We start from the raw sequence: 25,765 nt of genomic DNA, 5'->3' as shown, positions 1-25,765 counted from the left end.
TTTACTATTATTGTGTTTATTGCCCAAGGCAGTAGCGGCTTTGCATGGATACAGATCGGTTGTATTCTCCATGTTTTTTTAGTAGGACGAGAACAAAAGAATGAGATCATGCCAATTGTAAGAAAATAAGAAATAGTGGAAATTAACAATGTTTTATTGTAGAATATTAACCAAAGAAGGGGGACTAGTACATCAATTGCTGATGAACATAGGAATCTGAATAAAACAAAGGAAAAGGAGCAATGGGGTGAATACAACAGATAAATTTAAAATGAAACAGAATAACACACAAAAAATAAATAAAGTCCGCAAACTGAAAAAGAAACATATATGGCCGTCTATTCTAACATTTCTATTCTATATAGCACTACTAAATGCTCTATTCTGTGTTAGCACGGTAAAACTTGTAGAGGATATTGTACAAACAAAGTTCGAGGAAGCGACAACAGAAGCCGAATACATAGGAAAGTTATATGATTCTAGAATTTCATCAGATTCCAGTAAAGAAGAAGTATTGTCTGATCTTGCAGCGAATAATTCCAGTTATAATCGCCTTGCTTTATTAGGAAAGGATCATACGATTCTTGAAAGTCATGGTGACATAACAGTTGACTTACATAACGAAATGTCAATTTATATACAGACGAATAATACCTATTACTTTGATACGAACGGAGATCAAAACTGGATTTCAGATGATGGAGAATTTCATGTTTCTGTGAAAAAGATTCTGAAAGCAGTAATGAAAAATATTAGTGAGAAAGAGGAAGGCTGGTTGAAGCAGCCAGTATACAGTGCATCGTATTGGACAGATGTGGAAGTGGCATCATCTGAGGAACGCCTATTGGTTCCGTGTGAGTTAATCATAACGGGAGAAGATTTTGTCAGTATTTTTGCTTTAGCGGTTATGTTTCTCGTTCTTTTTACTGTACTAGCGATATCCTTAGTAATTAAGATTATATCGAGAATACGTTTACAACATCAGATGTATCAATTGTTTTACTATGATACGGTTACCAAGGGGAAGAATTGGATATATTTTCTTCACTATGCGGAGAAACTTCTTACTTCAAGATGGCAAGCAGCCAAAACATATGCAATTATTGATCTGCAACTGAAAAGATATCGAAGCTTCTGTTCCTGTTATGGAGTAAATGCAGGGGAAGAACTATTAAAACTGGTCAATTCTACCATTAATCAAGAGATTGATAAGAAAGAGTTATGTGCTCGCTATGCGAAGGCAAATTTTGCATTATTGCTTACATGTAACAATGAGGAAGAATGTAAGAAGCGGGTCGAATATTTGATAAGTAAGCTATCGATGACTACGATGAAAAATCATTTATCGTTTCATGCAGGTATCTATATGAATTATTCGGTTCAACGAAAGGATACGGGACGTTTTTATCCACGTACGAATGTTGACATTGCACAAAGTTATACCTACGCCAGTGAAGCAAGGGCTTCGCTAGAGGAGAACGAAGAGAATGCAATAGCAGTATTTGACCAGAAAATGGTTGAGAAACAACAATGGGTCAATTGGGTTGAGAATGCCATGGAGAAAGCAATGGCTAATGAGGAATTCGAAGTATATCTTCAGCCGAAATACGATCCAAAAGATGATCAGCTTGTTGGAGCAGAAGCATTGGTTCGGTGGAATAGTCCAGAAAAGGGGTTCCTTACTCCATACAAGTTTATACCGATCTTTGAAAACAATGGGTTTATTATGAAGTTAGACGATTATATGGTGTCTCATGTTGCAAAACTACAATCACAATGGATCAAGGAGGGAAAAACAGTTGTACCAGTCTCTGTTAATATATCCAGAGCACATTTTACAACAGAACATTTGGCAGAACATCTCTGTGAGCTAGTGGATTACTATCAGACACCACATGAAGTGATTGAGATTGAGTTAACGGAAAGTGCATTCTTTGATGATAAGAAAGTACTGCTTCATACAGTTAAGAAATTAAAAGAGTATGGATTCGAATTATCCATGGATGATTTTGGTGCAGGATATTCATCCTTGAATACATTAAAGGATCTTCCACTCGATGTTTTAAAACTCGATGCAGATTTCTTCCGCGGAGAAGATCAAGAAAAACGTGGTGATATCATCGTTGGAGAAACAATACAACTTGCAAAATGCCTCAATATGCGAACGGTAGCAGAAGGGATTGAAACGAAAGAACAAGTGGATTTCTTAGCAGGTAAAGGATGTGATATGATCCAAGGATACTTTTATGCAAAGCCGATGCCTGTGAAGGAGTATGAAGAAAGAGCGTTTAGCAAATATGTAACGTCATCAGGTGTAGTGTCGGGCATAGGAGCAAGTATAGAACCATGTTAGTTTTGACACCATACTGCCAATATGCTACTATAAAAGAAAGCTTGAAATCGTATGCATTGCAAACTTTTTGTTTTATTTTTGTTTCGAATAGACAAACAAATGATAAAGTGAGGTAGAGAATATGACTCCAGAAGGAAAGAAAATGATATTTGATACGATTAAAGAAAGCATTGAGAACACTTGTGATTGTACCACTTGTGATTTATCATGTGCTACATCAAACTGTGCAATGGCATTTGCGAAAGACTATAGAGAGAAGTGTCTTGCTGCTAAGGCCAAAGGGATAGGAATCTCCACAGATGATATACCATCTTTGGACACGAAGCATTATGAGCAAGATGAGATCACGACAGGAGTAGCGCTGATGCTTACTCTTTGCCATGATTGTAATAGTGATCATACAGATGATTGCGTGATCAATGTAGTTCGAAGTTGTTATGAAGTAGCTGGTTTAGGTGAGATTGTTGAATATCCTGGGAATACTGTGGCTTATTTAATGAATCTAGGGAAAACACATAAAGAACTAGCACAAGAAGTGATGTTGAAGTACCAAGCATTAAAGAAATAAACAATAAGCAGTGAGATAAAGCTATAGCCAAGCTATAGAAGTGCAATTTAAAAAGGGGCTATCGACAACAATTGACATATGTAAGTCAGAAATGTATAATCTAGTCTGAATAAAAAAGACGTATCAATAACCATAGATGCACATAAAAACTCTTCAACGAATAGAATTACTGTATATTCCTCGAAAAGCATAAATAGGCATTTGCCGCGCTAATCTTATGATTCATGATACAGGTAAAGGAAAGTGATAGAAGAATGATTTGTGTACTAGATCTGATGGTATTGATTATATGTCCAAGCATCTGCTTTGCATACATTGAGAAGAGAAGAAGAGAAGAAGAGAACACGGGTGAGCGGCGAAAGAGAATTGTTCAAATTATGCTCCAATGGAGTTTACTTGCAATCCTGTTTGCTGTTATCTTTAACAAAACATGGAGTCCATTTTTTTCATTATTTGGAACGAATCGATCCGTTTTAAAATATGTTCTTGCAATTTTGTTATACGTGTTCTTTTTCTTTATGAGTAAGGAAACTGGTGGATACAGGAAGAACGTCCAATTAACGAACGCCGAATTAATTAACGCCAATTTAATAGACAAAGAGATAACAGAGTCTGTAGAGCCTGTAGATTTAGACGAAAAGGGAGCAGAAGATAAGAACAAAAAAAGAGTGAACAGCAACAGAGAAAAGATTGACCACTGCCTTAAGATTGGAAAAGTACTTATTGCAATGCTCTTTCTGTATGGTATGAAAGTAAATTACAGGAACGAAAACATTTGCCAGGAAAGCACGGAGAGTTTTACCTATGCGGTTGCTATCTTTGCGTTTCTCGCGATTTGTTGGATCTACCCTCAGAGACTTCAGAATTTGGCAATAATAAAGAAGATTCGTGGAATTCCCTATGTGTTCTACCTGATCACGCCTATTATTGGAATGTATCTAGTGGAATATGTAACAAATCCGGATCTTAATAAGATGTCGAGCTATTACATACATATTAATCTGGTGTTGTTTTCCATTGCACTTTTTATATTTGTGAATCTGATTGGACATCGAAAAGGCAGCCTGTATGTGTACTATACGGTAGCATTGCTCATTGGTCTGGCAGATCATTACATCTATATCTTTCGAGGGAAACCAATTGTACCACCTGATTTTTATTCTCTTGGTACCGCGTACCAGGTCGCTGGAAACTATAACTTTGCATGGGATGATACGGTATTACGAGTTGTGCTCTTGTTTCTTGCCTGTCTAGTAATCATTCAGATGCTTCCCAAAGATCATCGAACAAAGAAACAAAGAATGGTTGGAAGGGGATGTGCCATTGGTGCAATACTTCTTGTTGTAATTAGTTTCCATTCTGTTAGTTTCAAAGATCAATTTAAAGTTAAGATGGATTATTGGACACCTCGTTATACCTATTATCGAAGTGGCTTTGTATTATCCTTCTTAACGATGTTCCAGAATATGCAAGTGAAAGAACCTGCGAATTACTCCAGTCAAGTAGTCGATGAAATCTATGCGAATCAGGCAGAAACAACTACAGAAGAGTATGAAAAAGAGGAATACAAAAAGCCAACAGTTATAGCCATTATGAATGAGACCTTTAGTAATCTTGCCGTGTTGAAGGAGAAGGGACTTGAACAAGACTGCTTTGAAAAATGGGATGCCATAACCAACTGTATGGCAAAGGGTAATTTATATGTATCAACAATTGGTGGTGGAACCTGTAACACGGAATTCGAATTCTTAACGGGGAATACCATTGGTAACCTGCCATATGGAGCCAATCCTTATGAATTATACAATATGAAAGGTATATCAAATCTTGCACAAATCTTTCATAAAAATGGTTATGAGACACTGGCAATTCATCCGGCTGCAGAAAGAAATTGGAATCGAAAGAATGTGTATCGTAACTTTACTTTCGATCGATTCCTGTCACTGAAAGATTTTGATAACCCTGTTAAGTACAGAAATCTTGTAAGTGATCGATCCTGTTACGATAAGGTAATTGAGGAATATGAGGCGATGACAGAACCAGGTTTCATCTTCAATGTAACGATTCAAAACCACAGCGGGTATGACATTACGAAGTTAGGAAGCCTTAAACGACTTGAGGTATCCAGTGAAATTGCCCAGTATCCTGACCTTGTTACGTATCTGACCGTAATTAATGAATCTGTGAATGCGCTAGAAGACTTGTTAGCGTATTTTCGTGAAGTGGATGAACCGGTGATCATATGCTTCTTTGGAGATCATCAGCCACATTTTAGGACAGATACTAGCCAATATATCTATAGTGAACTCTCCTCAAGCATTCAGGACTGTCAGAAAAAATACACCGTTCCGTATCTAATCTGGTCCAACCAATATACAGGAGAAGAGCAGAACATTGATATGAGTGCGAATTATCTAGGAGCATATCTGTTGGAGCAAGCAGGGGTAAAAGGAACAAGTTATACGAATTATCTACGCAATTTGCAAAAGGATGTATCCGCAATTAATGCCTTTGGTTATATGAAAAATGACGGAATATGGCATGCCTTTGATGAAACTACAACGGTATCGGAACAAATCAAAGAGTATAAAATTATTCAGTATAATAGTATGTTCGATGAGTATAAGAAAAAAGCGTATTATCAAGTGCAAGAATAAGAAGCGGGTTCACATCAAAATTATCGTGTTGAGAACTTAATGAAATTTTTGAATTTATCATTAAATTTATGTATGTTGAACTTATGTATGAGAAGCAACATACTCCCTTGGTGTGACGCCATATTCCTTCTTAAAGCAGGCAATATAGTAGGACTCGGAACAGAAGCCATAATTATAGCAGATTGTACTATAATTACAATTGGTAGTAAGTAGGACTTTGGTGGCTTCTAGTTTTGCGGTACGTATATAAGAGGAGATGGTTTTTCCTACTTCTTTTTTGAATAAAAGGGAACAATAATCTACGGAGAGATTACAGACCGTTGCTAATGTAGCAACGGTTATTTTATTGTGTAAATGTTGATGTATGTAATGAAGGCATTGCCTGATGGGAAGAGAGTATGTTTCATGAATCTTACTTGCGGCTGTTTTGGGCTGCGGTGTCAATATCAAACGTTCTCCTTTGTGTGGACGAAATTTTGAGTATTTCTCCGAAGATCCATACTTAGCTGGAAAACTGGCTGCAGCGTATATAAGGGGAATGGAACAATTAGGGGTAGGTACATCATTAAAGCATTTTGCAGTCAATAACCAAGAAACAAGACGAATGACGATGAATAGTCAGATAGACGATCGGGCATTACGAGAAATATATCTAAAACCTTTTGAAATTGCAGTAAAAGAGGGAAAACCAACGACGGTTATGGCTTCCTATAATCGGGTAAATGGGGAGTATTCCTGTGCGAACAAATTTCTATTAACGGATATTCTTCGAAATGAATGGGGATTTGAAGGTGCCGTGATTTCAGATTGGGGAGCTGCGATAGATGTGGTGCAATGCATTAAGGCGGGAATGGATTTGGAAATGCCAGATAGTTTAGGAATCCATACGAAGCAGATTTTAGATGCCATTAAGAAGAAAACACTTACGATGGAGGAACTTGATCGAGCAGTTGATCAAGTAGTAAATCTTGTTACCACCCTTGCTCCAAAGAGAAAGAAAGTAACCATTGATTATCAAAAACAACATGAGATAGCAGTCAATCTTGCATGTGAATCAGCAGTGCTCTTAAAAAATGAGGGTGTGTTACCTTTGGATAAACAATGCCCTGTGCTTGTAATTGGAGATCTTGCAGTCAATATGCGTTTTCAAGGAGGAGGAAGTAGTCATATCACCACAGCAAAAACGAAAAATACAGTAGAAGCATTAAAGGAAAGTGGAATTGAGGTTGCCTACGTGAAAGGATATGACAAAGAAAAGGATGAGACAATTCCAGAGTTGGAAGAAGAAGCAGTTAGACTAGCTCGTGCGCAGATGCCCATACTATTCTTTGGTGGCTTGACAGAACAAGTGGAAGGGGAAGGGTATGATCGGAAAACATTACAGATTCCAGAATGTCAGATTCATCTATTGAATCGATTATATGCGGTGAATAACAAGATTATTGTTGTGACATTGGGTGGAGGACCAATGCTTATGCCATTTTTACCTAAAGTAAAAGCAGTACTGCATATGTATCTAGGGGGTCAAGGAGTAGGAGAGGCTTGTGCCAGGTTGTTGCTAGGACAGGTGAATCCAAGTGGGAAACTTGCCGAGACATTTCCTAGAAGTTTAGATGATGTACCCAACAAGGAATTCTATGCACCGGATAGCGATGACGTTGAATACAGAGAGAGCATCTTTGTAGGATATCGGTATTATGATACGTTCCATGTACCGGTTTTATTTGAATTTGGATATGGACTTTCCTATACAACGTTTGCATACAGTCAATTAGAGGTAGAGCAGACAATGTATACACAAGGAACGCTGAAGGTGCGGTGCACCATTTCTAATACAGGTGATTATATAGGAAAAGAGATTGTGCAAGTCTATGTAGTCAATCCAAAATCTACCTATCTACGGGCCCATAAAGAACTAAGAGGATTTACAAAGGTGGAGCTAAAGCCAGGAGAGAGCAAAGTTGTGGAGATCGTATTACCTGAAGATAGTTTTTGCTTATACGATGTGAAACAAGGAAAATACATTATGCCAAGTGGCAAATATAAGATCTGTGTAGGCGCTTCCAGCCAGGATATACGCCTGGAACAGGAGATTCAAGTAGAAGGCGTGCACTATGATGTTGACCAACGAACGGAGTGTGCCACGTATTTTCAATTGGAGCAAGAGAAAGGTAAAACCATTGAATCTAATGCATTCCAAGTACTATATGGAAAACCGTTTAGTCAGTTTGATGCTGTTAAAAAAGGAGAGTATACCATCTATCATTCCTTACAGACCTTAGGGAAGCATTCAAAAGTAAATCGACTTGCATTACGACTGATCAAAGCACTTTATTACAGAATGAACAAAGGAAAACCCAAGACGGATCCAGGTGTACAGATGATCATTAGTGCATTATGCGAGGGACCATTGGATTGTGTAATATGTGCAAGTGACGGGATGTTTCCGCTAAGGATCGGGGAAGCGTTAGTATTAATTGCAAACGGACACTGTTTCAAAGCAATGGGACGATTATTACGAAAATGAGGTGAATGATTATGGGAAAACAGAAAAATCAGATTACAAAGACTGAAAAACTAGATTCTCGTACCAAATGGACCTATAGTATTGGTGCAGTAGGTAGAGATATGGCATATGCTATGGTCAGTATGTTCTTAATTACCTATATTCAATATACGATGAAGCTTACGGTTGCTCAATTTAGTGCCATTTCTGGAATCATCATTGTATGTTTGATCTGGGACGCCTTTAATGACCCTCTTATGGGAATTATTATTGAAAATAGTAAACTGAAGCATGGAAAGTTTCGACCTTGGATTATAACAGGTGCGATTTGTAATGCCATTGTAATTAGTCTGTTGTTCTCTGTACGTTTACAAGGGTGGAGTTTTGTAGTATTCTTCGGATTTGGATATCTATTATGGGGCATGACGTATACCATGAACGATATTGCATATTGGGGAATGCTTCCTAGCCTGACCAGTAATGCATTGGAGCGTAATAGTTTAGCAACTACCATGAGTGTATTCAGCTGTGTTGGTCAGTTTATAGCAGCAGGTGCAATCCCAATGCTTGTTGCTGGAAATGCGGTTAAAGCATATCGTACGGTTGCTTTGGTTATTGCTTGTTGCTTTATTGTGTTTCAGACGTTAACATTTCTCGGTGTAAAGGAACGACCAAGAGATCTGCAACCGCAAAACGAAAAATTATCTTTACGAGATATGTTCAAAATATTTGCGCGGAACGATCAACTGATTGTTATAGGAATTGGAACGTTGATCTTTAATGTTGCCAGTGGATTACTTTTGATCTTTGGTATGAATTTCTTCTATTTTGAATTTGGCTATACAAAAGGTGGGGATTTAATCTTCTTATTTACGGTCATGTATGGGTTAGGTACATTACTTTCGCAAGTTGTATTTCCCTTACTTGCAAAACAGTTTAAACGGAGTACCTTACTATTTGCGACAACATGTTTCATCATACTTGGTTATATAGGTCTTCTATTATTTGATTATGTCCTTCCAAAGAATACGATTCTGTTGAATGGAATTGGTTTTTTAATCTTTTTTAGCCAAGGATTATTTAATATGGTTATCGTGATCATGTTAAATAACACCATTGAATATGATGAGTACCGTTACAAGGAACGGCATGACAGTATTATCTCCGCAGTTCGTTCCTTTGCTGTTAAGTTAGCAAGTGCTGTTAACCAGGGGATTGTAACACTGGTATTAATCTTGAGTGGAATCTATGCCATTAGCCAGAAAATCACCAATCTGGAGATCTTAGCAGGAAAAGGAGAATTAGAAAAAACGGAAGTTTTGGAACGGGCAGCATCTTACATTGAGCAAACCAGTTGGAAGCAGACCTTTGAATTGCGATTGGGTATGGTTGTAATACCAATCGTGGCAATCCTAATCTGCTATATATTAATTCATAAGAAATATAAAATTGATGAGGAGATGTATGAGAATATGGTTAGGGAAATAAATAGCAAACAAAATGAAGGGGCTAAAAAGCTGAAATAAGACGAAAGAAGGAGTGTCCTCTTATAGAAACCCATCGGGGGGATGCTACTTATCTAGATTTTGCATAAGTATAATTCCAATACGTCAATTTATCAAAATAAGTTAAAAAGTTAAAAAAAGTACAAAATGTAAAGAAATGAAAAATATAATAATATTACAACAAATATGAATAGAGAGGAAAATAAATGCATAAAATTATGAGTATGCAAGTATTTAGTCCTAATTTGAATAATTATAAAAGATTTTTACATGCATAAACAGATAATTAAATAAAACAAAATAGTTTGAAGGAAATTGTTGAGATTGCTTAACAATTATTCAATAAAATTGCAATATTTATGATAATATTCCGAAAAATAATTGATTATTTTGCAATTTATGCTATAATATAACCATAACTGTATGAGAATTTTCTGACTAGAGTAGGAGTGATAGTATGGGTATATCTGCTAGACAATTTGACGATTGGAAGAGAGTTTTAACAGGGGAATACAGAGATGTAATAAACTCGATTCATGAATTGTCATGTAAAGAAATTATTGATTTGGAATCTTTAAAATACTTACTATCTTGTAAGAAGAGTTTAGAGAATCAATTGAATAACTATGAGAGAGATTTATATTTCTATGAGATATAGAGTCCCATGGAACACTTTGAAAATCGAGGGGGAAAATTAGAAAACAGTTATTAGAAACTGTCACACTCTGTTAGAATAAAACCGAGTGTGACAGCTTCTTTTTTTATATAAAAGTCCTTCGACTTTCCTAATATATAAATCCACTGTGGGATGCGCACTCACACATAAGGTAGATGTCAGCAGAAGCTGACTGTGCTCGGGGCGGAGAACAAAGTGTACTTTGAAGCGATTATTAACGCAAGAGTGTACGAATTACACTTTGTTATATAATATCTGGTTTAGGGATTGACGGGAGAATATGCAACTGCTAGTATGGAATCATGCAGATCACTTGAACAATTAAGGAGGATTCGTATGGAATACAGAAAATTAGATCGATTAGGAATTGAAACGTCATTACTTGGTTTTGGCTGTATGAGATTTCCGCTGTTAGAGAATGGGAAGATTGATGAAGCAGAAGCAGAGAAGATGATCGAGAAAGCAATGGCAGAAGGTGTGAATTACATTGATACAGCTTATCCCTATCACAATGGAGACAGTGAACCTTTTGTTGGACGGGTGTTAGCAAAGCATAAAAGAGAGGATTATTATCTTGCAACGAAATTACCATGTTGGGAAATTAATTCTGTAGAGGATGCTGACCGAATCTTTCACCAACAATTGAATCGATTGGGACAGGAATATGTGGATTTCTATCTTCTACATGCCCTTGATCGTGGTCGGTTTCATAAGATGAAAGATCTAGGAATTATAGAGTTCTGTGAGAAATTAAAAAAAGAAGGAAAGATTCGTTATTTGGGATTTTCATTTCATGATGATTATGAAGCATTTGAAGAAATCATTACATATCGGGATTGGGATTTTTGCCAGATTCAATATAATTACATGGATACAGAGGAACAAGCGGGAGACAAAGGATATGATTTGGCTGAAAAATTAGGAATTCCATTGATCATTATGGAACCAATCAAAGGAGGTTCGTTAGCTGTTCTTCCTGAAGATATTACAAAAATCTTCAAAAAAGCAGATAAAGAAGCTTCCGTTGCATCATGGGCATTACGTTGGGTTGCAAGTCACCCTAATGTAAAGACGGTGTTAAGTGGAATGTCAACCTATGAACAAGTAATGGACAATCTAGATACCTTTGCTTCCTTCCAAGCATTAACTGTAGAAGAGGAAAAGGTTGTAGATGAAGTTGCAACGACAATTAAAAGTCGAGTTAAGAATGGTTGCACCGGTTGTCGGTATTGTATGCCATGTCCAGCAGGTGTAGATATTCCAAGAAACTTCCGAATCTGGAATCAACATGCCATGTATGGGAATGATGAACATACAAAATGGGATTACTTTAAGAATTTTAATGAAGAAAACCATGCAGACCATTGTATAAAATGTGGAAAATGTGAGACAGTCTGTCCTCAAAAAATATCCATAAGAGAAGATTTGGAAAAGGTAGCAACGGATTTAGGTAGCCTTCAATAGAAAGAATAAAGACACTCTTTGTGAATGCAAAGAGTGTTTTTTCGTCTTGTACGTGTCCAGTTTTTTGAATCACAAGAATCGGTAATACCAGAGTTAGCCAGAAACATAACAGAGTTAGAGTTTACAATCGAATTAAAAAAAGCTATAATTAACAGTATTGAATTATGAAGCACAAGAGCATATTTGTGTGTCATTGGAGCAAAGAAGCTGCTAAAGGAGAATAGAATGGTACGTGATACATTTGATGCAATTATTAATCAAATTGAAGTAAGACAGAATCTGAGTAAATTAAGACAAGAGATCAAAGAGGAAGAAAATCGAGTTGCTTTATTATATTACCTTTCCGATAAGAAAGAGCTTCTTCCACCTTTCTTAAAACATGAGGATGCAAAGACAAGAAAGAATGCAGTTTTATTAATGGGAGATCTGCAACTTGATGAATATCTCCCATGGATTGTAGAAGGGTATAAGAATGAGACACAACGATTTGTAAAGAGCTCTTACCTTGTTGCATTAAGAAACTTTGATTATCGAGAATATCTGCCTTACCTGAAGGAATGCTTAGAGCAGCTGTTATCCATCGAATTAGTGGACGAGAATCGGAAACATATAGAAGAAGAGATTCGTGAATTAACATCGTTAATCGTTACCATAGAAGGAGTTCGGAAACACACATTCACAGGAGATCATAAGAAATCCAAGCTGTTGTTATTAACAAACCGAAATCATATTCCAGTTACGTTAACGCAGGTTCAGCAGATCACTCCAACAGCCAAAGCCTTCAATGCGGGGGTAATGGTGAAGACAGATGAACTAGAAGAGATACGAACAATTCGTACGTATCAAGAGATGCTGTTTGTACTGGATCAGGTAAGTGTTTGTCCTGTTAATCCCATTCAGGCAGCAAAGATGGTGAGTGAGGGAAATGTAGTTTCCTACCTTGAGGAAAGACATAGGGAAGCAACTCCATTTTATTTTCGTGTAGAAGTAAAAAGTAAGATGGAACTAAGTAAAAAAAGTGAATTTGCCAAGAAGTTTGCCAGTGAATTGGAGCGTCTCACTAAAAGAAAAATGATTAATTCCACGAGTCAATATGAAGTGGAGATTCGATTTATTGAAAATAAAGATGGAAATTTTAATATTGTATTAAAATTATTTACGATAAAGGATAATCGTTTTGCCTATCGGAAACAGGCAATTGCCTCCAGTATTCGACCGGTGAATGCTGCACTTACGGTAGCGTTAGCAAAAGAGTATATGAAGGAAGATGCACAGGTATTAGATCCTTTCTGTGGTGTGGGAACGATGTTGATTGAGCGGCATAAGCAAGTAAAAGCATACTCTACCTATGGACTAGATATCTATGGAGAAGCTATTGAAGCTGCAAGAGAAAACACCCAGGCGGCAAGACAAGTTATTCACTATGTAAATCGTGACTTCTTTGATTTTCAACATGAATATCTCTTTGATGAAATTATAACGGATATGCCATTCACTAATTCAGCAAAACAAGAACAAACGATCATTGATCTATATGGACGTTTCTTTAAAAAGGCTTACCTTCATTTGAAAGAGGATGGAATTATCATTATGTATTGTCATAATCGTGAGCTAGCAAAACGCAATGGGTTAGCAGCTGGCTTTGTACTATTGAAAGAATATGAGATTTCCAGAAAAGAAGGAACGTATGTAATGATCTTTGAGAAGGAGGAATAATTGTGAAGATCAGTGTAGTAATACCTTATGTGAATGGTCCACATTTTCTAGAGGATTGTCTAGAGAGTCTTAAGGATCAGACATGGAATGATTTCGAGGTATTGTTGATTCAGGATAAACCTAATCCGTATCTAACAGAAGTTGAGAATGTAAAAGATGTGGAAGATCCTACCATGATTGTGGATAACTATAAAGAATTTTTCCCAATCTGTGTATATCATACAACGACTACGCAGGGCGTTAGTGCGGCTCGTAATATTGGAATTGCTAATGCAACGGGGGAATATATCTATTTTCTTGATAGCGATGATTATCTGTTTCATGATACATTAGAAAAATTAGTAATGGAAGCGGAACGTACGAAGAGTGATCTTGCCTATGGTACGATTGTGGATACTTGGTTTAAGCGCCTCGTTTTCTTTGATACGTATGAAGAAGATACAAAGCAAGTAGATACAAGTTCTGAAGAAGCAACAAGGAATGCGACAGAAGGTGATGATGAAGAAGATTATCGTAAGAAGCTCATCACAGAACAAGCACCTTCCCAAGCAGTTATTGATTTGGTGGGGAAAAAGAGAGGTCTTGTGGCAATATCTGCATTGAATCTGCTGATACGTGTGGAACGATTACGAAAGAATGAACTATTTTTTAATGAGCAGATTTTATTTTATGCGGACCTATCGTTTGTGGCTAGTGTGCTTAAAACATTTACAAATGTAGTATCTGTTCCTGATGCAAAATATGTTAAGAGAAAACACAACGATCCCGTTCACTACCCTGCAATTACACAGATTAAGGTGGAAGATAAGTTCAATAATATGCTGACTGCCTATGAAACAACGGTGAAGATGCTTGGTAAACAAGATACCATCTCTGAACTGTTGGCATTTAAGTTGCTGAATTATTACACCAATTATTTTACGACAAAGATTCGAAGAAGCGAACAAGACTACTGGAGAGAAGAACGCTTCACTCAAATGCGTGCGTTGGTAGAGTCTATACCAGAAGAGGTGCGAGTAAGTCTAAAACCATATAAGAAAAAGTTGGTAAAACAATTAGTAAAAGGGAATTTAGCTGCCACAAAGCGTATGGTAAATATACATTTGGGTTCAAAAAAGATACGAAATATTCGTTCGAATCCAAGAGCATTTGCATGTTATCTATACTTCCATGTATTTACAAAGTTAAAGATGAAAGAAAACTGGGTTATCTTTGAGAGTTTCTTTGGAAAAAGTTATTCCGATAGTCCAAAATATATCTATGAATATCTGAGTCAAGCTTATCCAAAACAGTATAAATGTATATGGGTGATCAATGATAAACATACTGAAATCCCTTATGGTGCAAAAAAAGTAAAACGGTTCAGTATTGCATATGCTTATTATTTTGCACGTTGTAAATATACGGTTCTTAATGTAAGACAGCCAAATTGGATTAGGAAACGAAAAGGAAATGTATTCTTAGAAACATGGCATGGAACACCATTAAAGCGTCTGGTATTTGATCAGGAAGAGGTTTGTGGAGCTTCTCCTCTTCATAAACAACAGTTTTATCGTCAATCAAGAGATTGGGATTATCTGATTTCAGACAACCGTTTCTCAACAGATACGTTCAAGAGAGCATTTTTATTTCATAATGAAATCGTGGAGTGTGGTTATCCAAGGAATGATGTACTTTATGCACCTGACAAAGAAGCAAGGATACTTGCATTAAAAGATAAATTAGGGATTCCTAAGGACAAGAAAACCATTCTCTATGCACCAACTTGGAGAGATGATGAGTATTACGGAAAGGGAGAATATAAGTTTGCACTGAAATTAGACCTTAAGAATCTAAAGAAGCAATTGGGTGAGGAATATGTAATCTTACTTCGTACCCATTATTATATTGCGGATTCAATCGATATAACTGGATTGGAAGATTTTGCATTTAACCTGAGCAAATACAATGATATTTCTGAATTGTATCTGATCTCCGATTTATTGATTACCGATTATTCTTCCGTATTTTTCGATTACGCGAATCTACGTAGACCAATCTTGTTCTTTACGTATGACCTAGAAAAATACAGAGATATGTTACGTGGTTTCTATCTGGATATCGAGAAAGAGATGCCGGGACCATTACTTTTCACAGAAGAAGACGTGTTAGATGCCATTAAGAATATTGGACAGATTGAAGAAGATTACAAAGGAAAATACGATGAATTCTATGAACGTTTCTGTCATGTAGATGACGGTAATGCATCAAAAAGGATTGTAGAGAGAGTATTTCGCGGTAAAAAGAGTGTTTAGAAGGGAATACACAAGATAGAATGGACTTATTAACGCAACATGGGGAAGAACTAATCCTGCTGACAGCGATGCTTGTTGCGATAATCTTCTTTTTAAAGATTGCTAAGAAACAACATAAGAAAAAACGCTTATTGCGTAGCAATATATATGACATCGACCAACTGTCAGGAGAAGATTTTGAATTATTCCTTTATTATTATTACAAAAAACATCGGTGTCGTGTAACATTGACACCATTTACCCACGATTATGGCGCAGACCTGGTAATTCGTAAATATGGAAAACGTATTGTGATTCAGGCAAAAAGGTACCGTGATCGTGTGGGAATTAAAGCAGTGCAGGAAGTGATTGGTTCCATGGCTTACTATAAAGCAAAACAGGGAATGGTGATCACCAATAGCTACTACACCCAAAGTGCGTATGTGTTAGCCAAGTCAAATGGGATAATGTTAGTGGGGCGAAATGCATTGGAACGTATGCTAGAAGAGGACAAAATCCTACTTCCTTAGTGCATTAAGATTTTTAGTAGTATAAAAATTGAATTATCTGATGAACGATAGAAAAGAAACAGACCGTTATAGGTCTGTTTCTTTTCTTTTGCAGATGAAAGCACAAAATCGGTTTTAAGAGGATTTGTGAACGCCCTGATATGTACAATTCCATTTATAAAGAGAAAAATTAAAAAATAAATATAGTCTTTTGATTCCAAAAACAAGAATATTTATTCAAAATGTACATATTCTAACTGAGTAACCGCGGAATGAATAAAAGAGGGTGAAAACAAATGAAAACATTTGAGATTAAAACAAAGGTAGTATTTGGTGAAGATGCGCTAGGTTACCTGACTACGCTGAAAGATCAGAAAGTCTTTATCGTTACAGACCCTTTTATGGTAAAGTCGGGAATGATCGAGCGAATCACATCAAAGTTAACTACCGGAAATTACGAAATATTTCAAGATGTTGTACCAGATCCCCCTATGGAACTGGTTGTGGAAGGTGTAAGTAAGGTAACTGCATATCGACCAGATGCAGTGGTTGCTTTGGGTGGAGGTTCAGCAATTGATGCAGCAAAAGCAATCATGAATTTTTCAAAAAAAGCAGCCAATCTTATGGATATGGAGTTTATTGCAATTCCAACTACAAGTGGAACGGGTTCAGAAGTGACGAATTTTGCTGTCATAACAGATAAGCAAAAAGGAGTAAAGTACCCATTGGTTTCAAGTGAACTGTTACCACAAGTAGCAATCTTAGAACCGGAGTTGGTACGCAGTCTACCAAGTGCCATCGTTGCTGATACTGGTATGGATGTTCTGACACATGCAGTGGAAGCGTATGTCTCCACGAAAGCCACAGATTTTTCTGATGCATTAGCAGAGAAGGCTGTTACTTTGGTGTTCGAATATCTTTTACGGTCTTATCAAAGTAGTGATGATATTGAAGCAAAAGAAAAGATGCATGCAGCATCTTGTTTAGCAGGAATGGCATTCAATGAAGCCTCCCTAGGACTGAACCATGCCATTGCGCATAACATAGGTGGAAAACTGCATATTCCACATGGTAGAACGAATGCAATCCTTTTGCCATATGTAATGGAATATAACAGTAAGATGGAAGGGTACAACCCTAGGACGTATACCTATGCTGCTAAGAGATATGCGAAATTAGCAAAGTTGTGTGGAATACAGGGTGCGACTACAAGGACATTGGTGAAAGGGTTTATCTCAGAAATCCAGCGTTTAGAGAGAGAGATGAAGATGCCATCCTCCATTAAGGAATGTGGTGTAAAAGAAGAGGTTTACCTAGAAAACAAGAAGGAGATTGCACAAGGAGCATTACTTGATGCCTGCATGGATACAAACCCAAGAGAAGCGACTCTTTCCGATGTTCTGGAGATCCTGCACCAGATTCGATAAGGATAGTAGGTGAGTAAAATAGCGATACAATTGGAAGAAAAACAAAGAATTATACAGGAATTCGTTCCTGGTAAACAGATTACGTTGGCGCATATCATAGCAAATCCCACAGAGGAGATCTATCAGAAATTAGGACTTCTTACAGAGGAAGTGAATGCAATTGGTATTATGACCATTACGCCAAGTGAAGGAGCTATTATTGCAGCGGATATTGCTACGAAAGCTTCAGACATTCGATTAGGATTTATTGATCGGTTTAGTGGAGCTCTGGTGATTACTGGGGATGTTAGTTCTGTAGAAGCTGGAATCAAGGACATCGTGTCTGTATTACATGACCAACTTCAATTTACAGAAGCAAGGATTACCAGAACGTAAGGAGGTGAAACCTTGGGCAAGATCATATTTATGGGTCGAACGGGCTGTGGAAAGACGACATTGTGTCAAAAACTGGATCAACTAGAGCTTCAATATAAGAAAACGCAGGCAGTGGAATTGTATGACCAGGCGATTGATACACCTGGAGAGTACTTAGAAAATCGTACATTTTACCGAGCATTGATCAATACCGCGGTAGATGCTAGATTGCTTGCACTATTAGCCGATCCAACGGTTTCAGACAATTTTATACCACCTGCTTTTGCAGGCACCTTTGCAAAGGAATTGATCGGAATTATTACAAAGATGAATCTAGTAAAGGATCCACTTACCTTAAAAAAAGCAGAAAATGAATTGAGACAGGCAGGGGTACGAAAAATCTTCTATGTAGATACCGTAGATGGTGATGGAATTGAAGAGTTATTTCAATACATCCATGAACGAATTGACAAACATTGATCATAGCACGTAACAGATAATTTAGGAGTAGGAAGTGAGAAGTTGAGAGAAGAGCTCTTAAGTGTAGGAATTGATATTGGGACAAGTACTACCCAATTAGTTTTTTCAAAATTATATATAGAAAATATGGCATCCAGTTACTCTGTTCCTAGGATCGTTATTGTTGATAAAGAGATCATCTATCGAAGTGAGATTTATTTTACCCCGCTGAAATCCCCTACAGAAATAGACGGTCCTCGTGTAAGGCAAATGATTGAACAGGAATATGAACGAGCGGGGATTGATAAATCAGCGATTGATACAGGAGCAGTCATTATCACAGGCGAAACTGCTAGAAAGGAAAATGCAAAAGAAGTATTAGAATCCTTAAGCGGTTTTGCAGGAGACTTTGTTGTGGCCACTGCTGGACCAGATTTGGAGAGTATCATTGCAGGGAAGGGAGCAGGTGCCCATGCCTATTCCAAGGAACATTCCACGAGTGTTGTGAATATTGACATTGGTGGAGGAACAAGTAATCTTGCTTTATTTTTACGAGGAGAGATCATCGATACGGGATGCTTGGATATCGGTGGACGTTTGATCAAAATAGACCCAGAAACCCATAAAATCACCTATTTTTCAAAGAAGGTAGAGCGATTGATTCAAAAACATGGTCTTGGGATTCATCTTGGTATGATTGCCACAAAAGAAAATCTTCAACCGATAATTGCATTAATGGTGAAAGGAATAAAACAAAGTGTTGGATTAGCACCAATTGATGATGATTTTGATATTATGATCACCAATAAGAGTATAGCCCAGGGACATCAGATTGACCATATCTGTTTCTCTGGTGGCGTGGCGGATTATGTGTATCATGATCGGGCTGGCAAAGATTATTTCGCTTATGGCGATATGGGAATCTTACTTGGAGAAGCCATTCGTGAGTCTGATCTATGCACAAAATTACATCTGATACCAAGTATTGAAACCATTCGAGCGACGGTAGTTGGAGCGGGAACCCATACAACAGAGATTAGTGGAAGTACCATCACGTATACGAGTAATCCCTTTCCAATTAAGAATTTGCCCATCCTAAAGTTACGAAAAGAGGAGGAGCAAGATGCTTTAATGCTAGAGACATCTATTAAGAAAAAGTTGGAATGGTTTAAGTTGGAGGGTGATCTACAGAGAGTAGCAATTGCCATTGAAGGGGTGCAAAATCCTTCTTTTTTACAAATTGTGGAGTATGCGAAGGGGTTGGTTCATGGGCTAGAAGAACTGATCAATCGAGAATTACCACTTGTTTTAATTGTAGAAGAGGATATGGCAAAGGCATTAGGGCAAGCGATGTATCATGAATTGGCATACAAAAAGGATGTAGTCTGTTTAGATAGTATAAAACTAGATAATGGGGATTACATCGATATAGGAAAACCGATAGCGGAAGGAACTGTATTACCGGTTGTTGTAAAAACACTTGTATTTAATGAATAGAGGAACGAAAAAAAGCAGAATATAATCCTTGAAAAGCTAAAAAGATTACAGTATGAAAAATTGATAAATTAGGAGGCGTATTATGATTCTAAAGACCCTGTTATTTGGTCATACGTATGAGTTTAAGTCACTCAAAGAGGTATTGGCTAAAGCAAATGAAGAAAAATCAGGAGATTTACTTGCAGGTGTTGCGGCTACATCAGCAGAAGAGCGAGTTGCAGCCAAGATTGTACTTGCGAATATTACCTTAGAGCAATTACGAGAGAATCCAGTGGTACCATATGATATCGATGAAGTAACGCGTATCATTCAAGATGATGTCAATGAGAAAATCTATGGTGAAATTAAACATTGGACAGTAGCTGAATTAAGAGAATGGATCCTTGATGAAGACACCAAAGGTAGTGATATTCGCCGAATCAGTAGAGGTTTAACGTCAGAGATGGTAGCAGCCGTAGCAAAATTAATGTCAAACATGGATTTGATCTATGGTGCAAGTAAAATCCGTATTACGGCACATTGTAATACAACCATAGGAGAACCGGGGACATTAAGTTCTCGTCTGCAACCAAACCACCCAACAGACGACCCAGATGGTATTATGGCTTCCTTATTAGAAGGATTAACCTATGGAGCTGGAGATGCCTTATTGGGATTGAACCCAGTAGATGATTCTACAGAAAGTGTTGTTCGTGTCTTAAAACGTTTTGAAGACATAAAGCAGAAATTCAAAATACCAACACAAACTTGTGTATTAGCCCATGTAACGACGCAAATGGATGCAATTCGGAAAGGTGCTCCAACCGATCTGATCTTCCAATCCATCGCAGGTTCTGAAAAAGGAAATGAAGCGTTTGGTTTCAATGCTTCAACGATTGAAGAGGCAAGACAATTAGCATTAGCAGAAGGAACGGCAGAAGGTCCGAACGTTATGTATTTTGAAACAGGACAAGGCTCAGAATTATCATCGGAAGCACATCATGGTGCAGACCAGGTAACAATGGAAGCAAGATGTTATGGTTTTGCAAAACATTATGATCCATTTATCGTTAACACGGTTGTTGGATTCATTGGACCAGAATATTTGTACGATGGTCGACAGGTAAACCGTGCAGGTCTTGAAGATCATTTCATGGGTAAATTAACAGGAATCTCCATGGGTTGTGATGCTTGTTATACCAACCATATGAAAGCGGACCAGAATACGATTGAAGACTTATCGGTACTTCTTACAACAGCTGGCTGTAACTATTTCATGGGTATTCCACATGGAGATGATGTTATGTTAAATTATCAGACGACGGGATACCATGAAACAGCAGCGCTGCGTGAAATGTTCGGATTGACAGCAATCAAACCATTCCATGAGTGGTTAGTGAACATGGGATTTGTAGATGAAAAGGGTAAACTTACGAAGCGTGCTGGTGATGCTTCAATCTTATTCTAGAAGGAGGGAAGAACATGAACGAGCAAGACTTAAGAAAAATGGTAGAACAGATGGTAGAACAAATGGTGAACAAAGATGCTTCCCATACTTCTGTAGCATATGGAAAGACAACAGATACTGGTTCTAGTACCATGATCAGTAACGAGTGCCTTCCGGATATAACGAAGATCGATTTAAGAAAACAATTTCTAATCGAGAATGCGAAAGACAAAGAAGGCTATCTTGCGATGAAGGCGAAAACACCAGCACGTCTGGGTTGCGGTAAAGCTGGTGCAAGATATAAGACGATGAGTATGTTACGTGTAAGAGCAGACCATGCAGCAGCACAGGATGCGGTATTCTCCGATGTTTCAGAGGAATTTGTTAAGAAGAATAATTTCGTTCCAGTGAAAACATTGTGTAAGGACAAAGATGAATATCTAACAAGACCGGACCTAGGAAGACGTTTTTCACCAGAAGAAATAGAAGTGATTAAAAAAACATGTGGTCATAATCCGAAGGTACTAATCATTGTTGGAGATGGTTTGTCTTCTTCCGCAATCGAAGCAAATGTGGAAGATATGATACCAGCAATTAAACAAGGTCTTTCAATGCACAGTATTACCATTCCTCCGATCTTGTTTATCAAATATGCAAGAGTTGGAGCAATGGACGATATTGGTCAGGTAACGGATGCAGATGTCATCTGTATGCTTGTAGGTGAGAGACCAGGTCTGGTTACGGCAGAATCCATGTCGGCTTATATCGCATATAAACCAAAACACGGATTAGCTGAAGCGAAACGTACAGTAATCAGTAATATTCACAAAGGTGGTACAACTCCAGTAGAAGCAGGAGCACATGCGGCAGAATTGATCAAGAAGATGTTAGATAAGAAAGTATCTGGTATCGATTTGAAATAGAGTATAGATCAACAAGGGTTGAAAGAGACGAAATAAAGGAAAGGAGCCATGCTTGCCATTCTTTCGACCTTATAAGGGCAATATCACCCTGATTCTTGGTGGTATCAAAGCATGGAGGGAAAGATGAAGAACGATAAATTACGACCAACGATCTTATCCGTTCGTATAATCTCTAATGTGAGTTCCGATTTAGCAGCCAGATTAGAACTGGGGCCTCGTCATAAGAGTATTGGAATCATAACAGCGGACATTGATGATGTAACGTATACGGGATTAGATGAGGCTACAAAAGCTGCAGACGTAGATGTGGTTTATGCAAAATCAATGTACGCAGGTGCTGCAAATGCATCAACAAAATTAGCAGGAGAAGTAATTGGTATTATGGCAGGGCCTAGTCCAGCAGAAGTACGAAGTGGACTGAATGCTTGCATCACATTTATGGAAAATGATGCGTATTTTGTAAGTGCCAATGAAGATGATTCCATCTCCTACTATGCCCATACGGTTTCAAGAACAGGCTCCTATCTGTCTAAAATCGCAGGGGTAGAAGAAGGAGCAGCACTTGCTTATCTAATCGCTCCACCAATGGAAGCAATATATGGACTTGATGCAGCGATGAAAGCTGCAGATGTGAAATTATGTGAGTTCTTTGGACCTCCTTCCGAAACGAACTTTGGTGGTGCTTTGTTAACGGGATCTCAATCTGCTTGTTATGCTGCTTGTTCTGCATTTGCAGAAGCTGTTCGTAGTGTTGCAGAACGTCCGAAGGACTATCAATAGTTCATGCAAGCTCTTGGATTAATTGAGGTAGTCGGATATCCACCTGCAGTTGAAGCGGCGGACGCAGCATTGAAGGCAGCCAATGTTACGTTACTTAGTATTGCAAAAGCAGATGCGGGTATTATGACAGTTGAGATCATAGGAGATGTGGGCGCAGTTACTTCAGCAGTTGATGCAGCTGCCCGAAGTGCTGCTAGGATTGGATTGGTTCGAGCTAGACATGTCATTCCACGAGTAGAAGCAGAATTAATAGGGAAAGTTGTACCTTATGAGCATACCTTGGACAATCAGGTAAAGCCTGTGGAGAAAGAAACAACAGGAATCAATCCAGGATTCAGTGAATCTAAGAATACAGAACAAAAAGATATTGAGGAACGAAAAGAAGAACGAAAAGAAGAAGAACGAATACAAGACAATGAAAAAACGGAAGAGTTTAAATATAAAGAAGTAGAAAATACTGAACGAAATAATGAACCAGTGAAAGATGAAGAAGTCAAAGTCGATCGAGAGAAGACGGAACAAGAGAGAATAAAAGAAGAAAAAATAGAAGAGAAAAAAGAAGTACAGGAAAAACCTTTACAAGGGCAAGAACTATTAAGCAAACGAAGTAATGCCAATCTACGTAATATGATCGTATCAAAAGGAATCCCGATTCCGACAGAACGATTGAAGTCCATGAAGAAACAGGAACTGATTCAGGTATTACTTGCATATGAGAAGGAACAAGGAAAATAAAGGAGACAGCAATGGAAAATCAAGACAAAGATCTACGCTCGATACAAGAGGTTCGAACCTTATTAAGAGAAGCTGAGAAGGCGCAGAAGATTCTTGCTACCTTCGATCAAGCGAAGATTGACCATATCGTAAAAACTATAACCGATGCTTGTTTACAGAATGCGGTTCGTCTTGCAAAGATGGCAAATGAGGAGACTGGTTTTGGTATATGGCAGGATAAGGTTGTAAAGAATGTATTTGGTTCTCAAGGTATATATGAGGCAATCAAAGATCAAAAAACCGTTGGAATCTTACAGGAAGATCAAAAAAACAAGACGATTGATATTGGTACAGCAGTGGGTGTAATTGCTGGTATCGTACCATCCACAAACCCTACTTCTACAATCATGTACAAATCTTTGATTTCGATCAAAGCAGGAAACAGTATTGTATTCTCCCCTCATCCCGGGGCACTTTCCTGTATTCTTGAGACAGTAGATGTAGTGAGAAAAGCAGCAAAATCAGCAGGTTGTCCAGAGGCAGCAATCTCTTGTATTACGATTCCAACCATGGAAGCTACACAGGAATTAATGAGAAATGATATTACAAGATTGATTCTCGCGACAGGCGGATATGCGATGGTTAAGTCGGCATATTCCTCTGGAACACCAGCTATTGGAGTAGGTGCCGGTAATGGACCTGCATTCATAGAGAAGACGGCAGATGTAAAACAAGCAGTAAAACGAATCATGGATTCTAAAACGTTTGATAATGGAACAATTTGCGCATCCGAACAATCAGTAGTAGTAGAGAGATGTATGGCACAGAACGTGCAAAGAGAATTCGAAGAACAAGGTGCGTATTTCCTAGACGAGCAGGAAGCAAAACAATTAGGAAGCTTTATTTTACGTGCCAATGGGACCATGAATCCACAAATTGTTGGTAAGTCGGTAAAGAAGATTGCAGAGTTGGCAGGATTGCATAAAGTACCTGATCAAGCAAGAGTGTTGATTGCTAGAGAATGTAAAGTTGGACACACAGTTCCATATTCTCATGAAAAGTTAGCACCGATACTTGCATTCTATATCGAAGATGATGCGGAGAAAGCACTGGATCGAATCTGTGAAATACTATATTTCGAAGGTATGGGTCATACATTCTGTATGCATACGAAGAATGAAGAACTGGTAAAACGATTCAGTCTTAAAGTACCAGCTTCAAGAATCCTAATCAACACTTTGGGATCCTTAGGTGGAGTTGGAGCAACTACAAATTTATTCCCTGCATTAACGCTAGGTTGTGGTGCTGTTGGAGGAAGTTCCTCTTCTAATAATATTGGTCCAATGGATCTGATCAATATTAAACGTGTAGCTTATGGAGTAAAAGATATGGAACAATTAAGACAGGAAGCAGCAATAGTAGATAATACCAGTAGCTGTTGTTGCAATACAAAACCACAGGAAATTGAACAGATTGTAGATACGTTAGTTAAGAAGATTATGCAGGAATTAATCTAATCCTACTTATGGGGTAGTATGCATGATTTTTAGATTTTGTAGAATAATAAATGTACGATGTATAGGAAGAAGGAATGTTTGCTTCCAATACATCCAGTGGATATTCGTTAATAGACGAATGAAAATAGGAGGTATCAGAGCATGGCAAATACAAATGCATTAGGAATGATTGAAACAAAAGGTTTAGTAGGTGCGATTGAGGCAGCAGACGCCATGGTAAAAGCTGCTAATGTGGCATTGGTTGGTAAAGAACAAGTTGGTGGTGGACTTGTAACAGTTATGGTTCGTGGTGATGTTGGAGCAGTAAAAGCAGCTACAGATGCAGGTGCCGCAGCAGCAGAACGTGTGGGAGAATTAATCTCTGTTCATGTAATCCCAAGACCACATTCTGAAGTAGATGTGATCTTACCTCATGGAAAATCACAAACACCACAGGCATAG

General features: G+C 37.9%; 21 protein-coding genes. 20 read left to right on the top strand and 1 reads right to left on the bottom strand.

Translation table 11 applies throughout. The annotated features are described in order from the left end of the window. Positions 1-247: 247 nt before the first annotated feature. The 3 genes from HBB17_RS17500 (at position 248) to HBB17_RS17490 (ending at position 5,578) form a co-directional block, all read left to right on the top strand. On the top strand, positions 248-2,353 hold the full coding sequence (locus HBB17_RS17500) for an EAL domain-containing protein (RefSeq protein ID WP_167958782.1): 2,106 nt from the start codon (positions 248-250) through the stop codon (positions 2,351-2,353). A 142-nt stretch (positions 2,354-2,495) separates the two neighbouring features. Further along, positions 2,496-2,921 carry a hypothetical protein gene (locus HBB17_RS17495; RefSeq protein ID WP_167958781.1) on the top strand — a complete coding sequence of 142 codons (426 nt, stop codon included), beginning with the start codon at positions 2,496-2,498 and terminating at the stop codon, positions 2,919-2,921. 275 nt (positions 2,922-3,196) lie between these two features. Further along, positions 3,197-5,578 (top strand): LTA synthase family protein, encoded by a 2,382-nt coding sequence (locus HBB17_RS17490; RefSeq protein WP_167958780.1) that lies wholly within the window; start codon positions 3,197-3,199, stop codon positions 5,576-5,578. An 81-nt stretch (positions 5,579-5,659) separates the two neighbouring features. Here HBB17_RS17490 and HBB17_RS17485 read toward each other — a convergent pair whose 3' ends face one another. Next, positions 5,660-6,028 (bottom strand): helix-turn-helix domain-containing protein, encoded by a 369-nt coding sequence (locus HBB17_RS17485; RefSeq protein ID WP_167958779.1) that lies wholly within the window; start codon positions 6,026-6,028, stop codon positions 5,660-5,662. A gap of 10 nt (positions 6,029-6,038) precedes the next feature. On the opposite strand from HBB17_RS17485, the gene HBB17_RS17480 reads away from it, so the two are divergent. The 17 genes from HBB17_RS17480 (at position 6,039) to eutM (ending at position 25,765) form a co-directional block, all read left to right on the top strand. Continuing rightward, entirely contained in the window at positions 6,039-8,105 is a 2,067-nt protein-coding gene (locus HBB17_RS17480) for a glycoside hydrolase family 3 C-terminal domain-containing protein (protein ID WP_167958778.1), read from the top strand. Between the two features lie 11 nt (positions 8,106-8,116). Continuing rightward, on the top strand, positions 8,117-9,610 hold the full coding sequence (locus HBB17_RS17475; RefSeq protein WP_167958777.1) for a glycoside-pentoside-hexuronide (GPH):cation symporter: 1,494 nt from the start codon (positions 8,117-8,119) through the stop codon (positions 9,608-9,610). 436 nt (positions 9,611-10,046) lie between these two features. Further along, complete coding sequence (locus HBB17_RS17470) at positions 10,047-10,247, top strand: hypothetical protein (RefSeq protein ID WP_167958776.1); 201 nt, start codon at positions 10,047-10,049, stop codon at positions 10,245-10,247. Positions 10,248-10,601: 354 nt separating this feature from the next. Further along, positions 10,602-11,729, top strand: a complete 1,128-nt coding sequence (locus tag HBB17_RS17465) for an aldo/keto reductase (RefSeq protein ID WP_167958775.1) — start codon at positions 10,602-10,604, stop codon at positions 11,727-11,729. 225 nt (positions 11,730-11,954) lie between these two features. Beyond that, positions 11,955-13,445, top strand: coding sequence for a TRM11 family SAM-dependent methyltransferase (locus HBB17_RS17460; protein WP_167958774.1), 1,491 nt, complete (start codon positions 11,955-11,957; stop codon positions 13,443-13,445). Positions 13,446-13,447: 2 nt separating this feature from the next. Further along, positions 13,448-15,739, top strand: coding sequence for a CDP-glycerol:glycerophosphate glycerophosphotransferase (locus HBB17_RS17455; protein WP_167958773.1), 2,292 nt, complete (start codon positions 13,448-13,450; stop codon positions 15,737-15,739). A gap of 20 nt (positions 15,740-15,759) precedes the next feature. Continuing rightward, positions 15,760-16,248: a restriction endonuclease gene (locus HBB17_RS17450; protein ID WP_167958772.1), complete on the top strand. Its 489-nt coding sequence runs from the start codon at positions 15,760-15,762 to the stop codon at positions 16,246-16,248. 275 nt (positions 16,249-16,523) lie between these two features. Next, positions 16,524-17,654 (top strand): 1-propanol dehydrogenase PduQ, encoded by a 1,131-nt coding sequence (locus tag HBB17_RS17445; protein ID WP_167958771.1) that lies wholly within the window; start codon positions 16,524-16,526, stop codon positions 17,652-17,654. Positions 17,655-17,672: 18 nt separating this feature from the next. Next, positions 17,673-18,029, top strand: coding sequence for a BMC domain-containing protein (locus tag HBB17_RS17440; RefSeq protein ID WP_334297192.1), 357 nt, complete (start codon positions 17,673-17,675; stop codon positions 18,027-18,029). 12 nt (positions 18,030-18,041) lie between these two features. Further along, on the top strand, positions 18,042-18,488 hold the full coding sequence (locus HBB17_RS17435; protein ID WP_167958770.1) for a EutP/PduV family microcompartment system protein: 447 nt from the start codon (positions 18,042-18,044) through the stop codon (positions 18,486-18,488). A 42-nt stretch (positions 18,489-18,530) separates the two neighbouring features. Further along, complete coding sequence (gene eutA, locus HBB17_RS17430) at positions 18,531-19,964, top strand: ethanolamine ammonia-lyase reactivating factor EutA (RefSeq protein WP_167958769.1); 1,434 nt, start codon at positions 18,531-18,533, stop codon at positions 19,962-19,964. A gap of 82 nt (positions 19,965-20,046) precedes the next feature. Then, entirely contained in the window at positions 20,047-21,411 is a 1,365-nt protein-coding gene (locus HBB17_RS17425) for an ethanolamine ammonia-lyase subunit EutB (protein WP_167958768.1), read from the top strand. 14 nt (positions 21,412-21,425) lie between these two features. Further along, positions 21,426-22,313: an ethanolamine ammonia-lyase subunit EutC gene (gene eutC, locus HBB17_RS17420; protein WP_167958767.1), complete on the top strand. Its 888-nt coding sequence runs from the start codon at positions 21,426-21,428 to the stop codon at positions 22,311-22,313. A 123-nt stretch (positions 22,314-22,436) separates the two neighbouring features. Further along, complete coding sequence (gene eutL / locus HBB17_RS17415; protein ID WP_167958766.1) at positions 22,437-23,093, top strand: ethanolamine utilization microcompartment protein EutL; 657 nt, start codon at positions 22,437-22,439, stop codon at positions 23,091-23,093. Positions 23,094-23,096: 3 nt separating this feature from the next. After that, positions 23,097-23,828 (top strand): BMC domain-containing protein, encoded by a 732-nt coding sequence (locus tag HBB17_RS17410; protein WP_167958765.1) that lies wholly within the window; start codon positions 23,097-23,099, stop codon positions 23,826-23,828. A gap of 11 nt (positions 23,829-23,839) precedes the next feature. Next, on the top strand, positions 23,840-25,324 hold the full coding sequence (locus HBB17_RS17405) for an acetaldehyde dehydrogenase (acetylating) (protein ID WP_167958764.1): 1,485 nt from the start codon (positions 23,840-23,842) through the stop codon (positions 25,322-25,324). A 141-nt stretch (positions 25,325-25,465) separates the two neighbouring features. Then, a complete protein-coding gene (gene eutM / locus HBB17_RS17400; RefSeq protein ID WP_167958763.1) occupies positions 25,466-25,765 on the top strand; it encodes an ethanolamine utilization microcompartment protein EutM in 300 nt (99 codons plus the stop codon).

The organism is Anaerosporobacter faecicola (assembly GCF_012070565.1).
Taxonomy (GTDB): domain Bacteria; phylum Bacillota; class Clostridia; order Lachnospirales; family Lachnospiraceae; genus Anaerosporobacter; species Anaerosporobacter faecicola.
The sequence above is the reverse complement of the archived record's forward strand: the minus strand, read 5'-3'. Positions and strand labels throughout refer to the sequence as shown.

What these genes read in the sequence shown, in the direction of transcription:
- HBB17_RS17495 (WP_167958781.1), top strand. Translation starts at nt 2,496, where the DNA reads ATGATATTTGATACGATTAAAGAAAGCATTGAGAACACTTGTGATTGT.
- HBB17_RS17490 (WP_167958780.1), top strand. Translation starts at nt 3,197, where the DNA reads ATGGTATTGATTATATGTCCAAGCATCTGCTTTGCATACATTGAGAAG.
- HBB17_RS17475 (WP_167958777.1), top strand. Translation starts at nt 8,117, where the DNA reads ATGGGAAAACAGAAAAATCAGATTACAAAGACTGAAAAACTAGATTCT.
- HBB17_RS17470 (WP_167958776.1), top strand. Translation starts at nt 10,047, where the DNA reads ATGGGTATATCTGCTAGACAATTTGACGATTGGAAGAGAGTTTTAACA.
- HBB17_RS17465 (WP_167958775.1), top strand. Translation starts at nt 10,602, where the DNA reads ATGGAATACAGAAAATTAGATCGATTAGGAATTGAAACGTCATTACTT.
- HBB17_RS17460 (WP_167958774.1), top strand. Translation starts at nt 11,955, where the DNA reads ATGGTACGTGATACATTTGATGCAATTATTAATCAAATTGAAGTAAGA.
- HBB17_RS17450 (WP_167958772.1), top strand. Translation starts at nt 15,760, where the DNA reads ATGGACTTATTAACGCAACATGGGGAAGAACTAATCCTGCTGACAGCG.
- HBB17_RS17445 (WP_167958771.1), top strand. Translation starts at nt 16,524, where the DNA reads ATGAAAACATTTGAGATTAAAACAAAGGTAGTATTTGGTGAAGATGCG.
- HBB17_RS17425 (WP_167958768.1), top strand. Translation starts at nt 20,047, where the DNA reads ATGATTCTAAAGACCCTGTTATTTGGTCATACGTATGAGTTTAAGTCA.
- eutC (WP_167958767.1), top strand. Translation starts at nt 21,426, where the DNA reads ATGAACGAGCAAGACTTAAGAAAAATGGTAGAACAGATGGTAGAACAA.
- eutL (WP_167958766.1), top strand. Translation starts at nt 22,437, where the DNA reads ATGAAGAACGATAAATTACGACCAACGATCTTATCCGTTCGTATAATC.
- HBB17_RS17410 (WP_167958765.1), top strand. Translation starts at nt 23,097, where the DNA reads ATGCAAGCTCTTGGATTAATTGAGGTAGTCGGATATCCACCTGCAGTT.
- HBB17_RS17405 (WP_167958764.1), top strand. Translation starts at nt 23,840, where the DNA reads ATGGAAAATCAAGACAAAGATCTACGCTCGATACAAGAGGTTCGAACC.
- eutM (WP_167958763.1), top strand. Translation starts at nt 25,466, where the DNA reads ATGGCAAATACAAATGCATTAGGAATGATTGAAACAAAAGGTTTAGTA.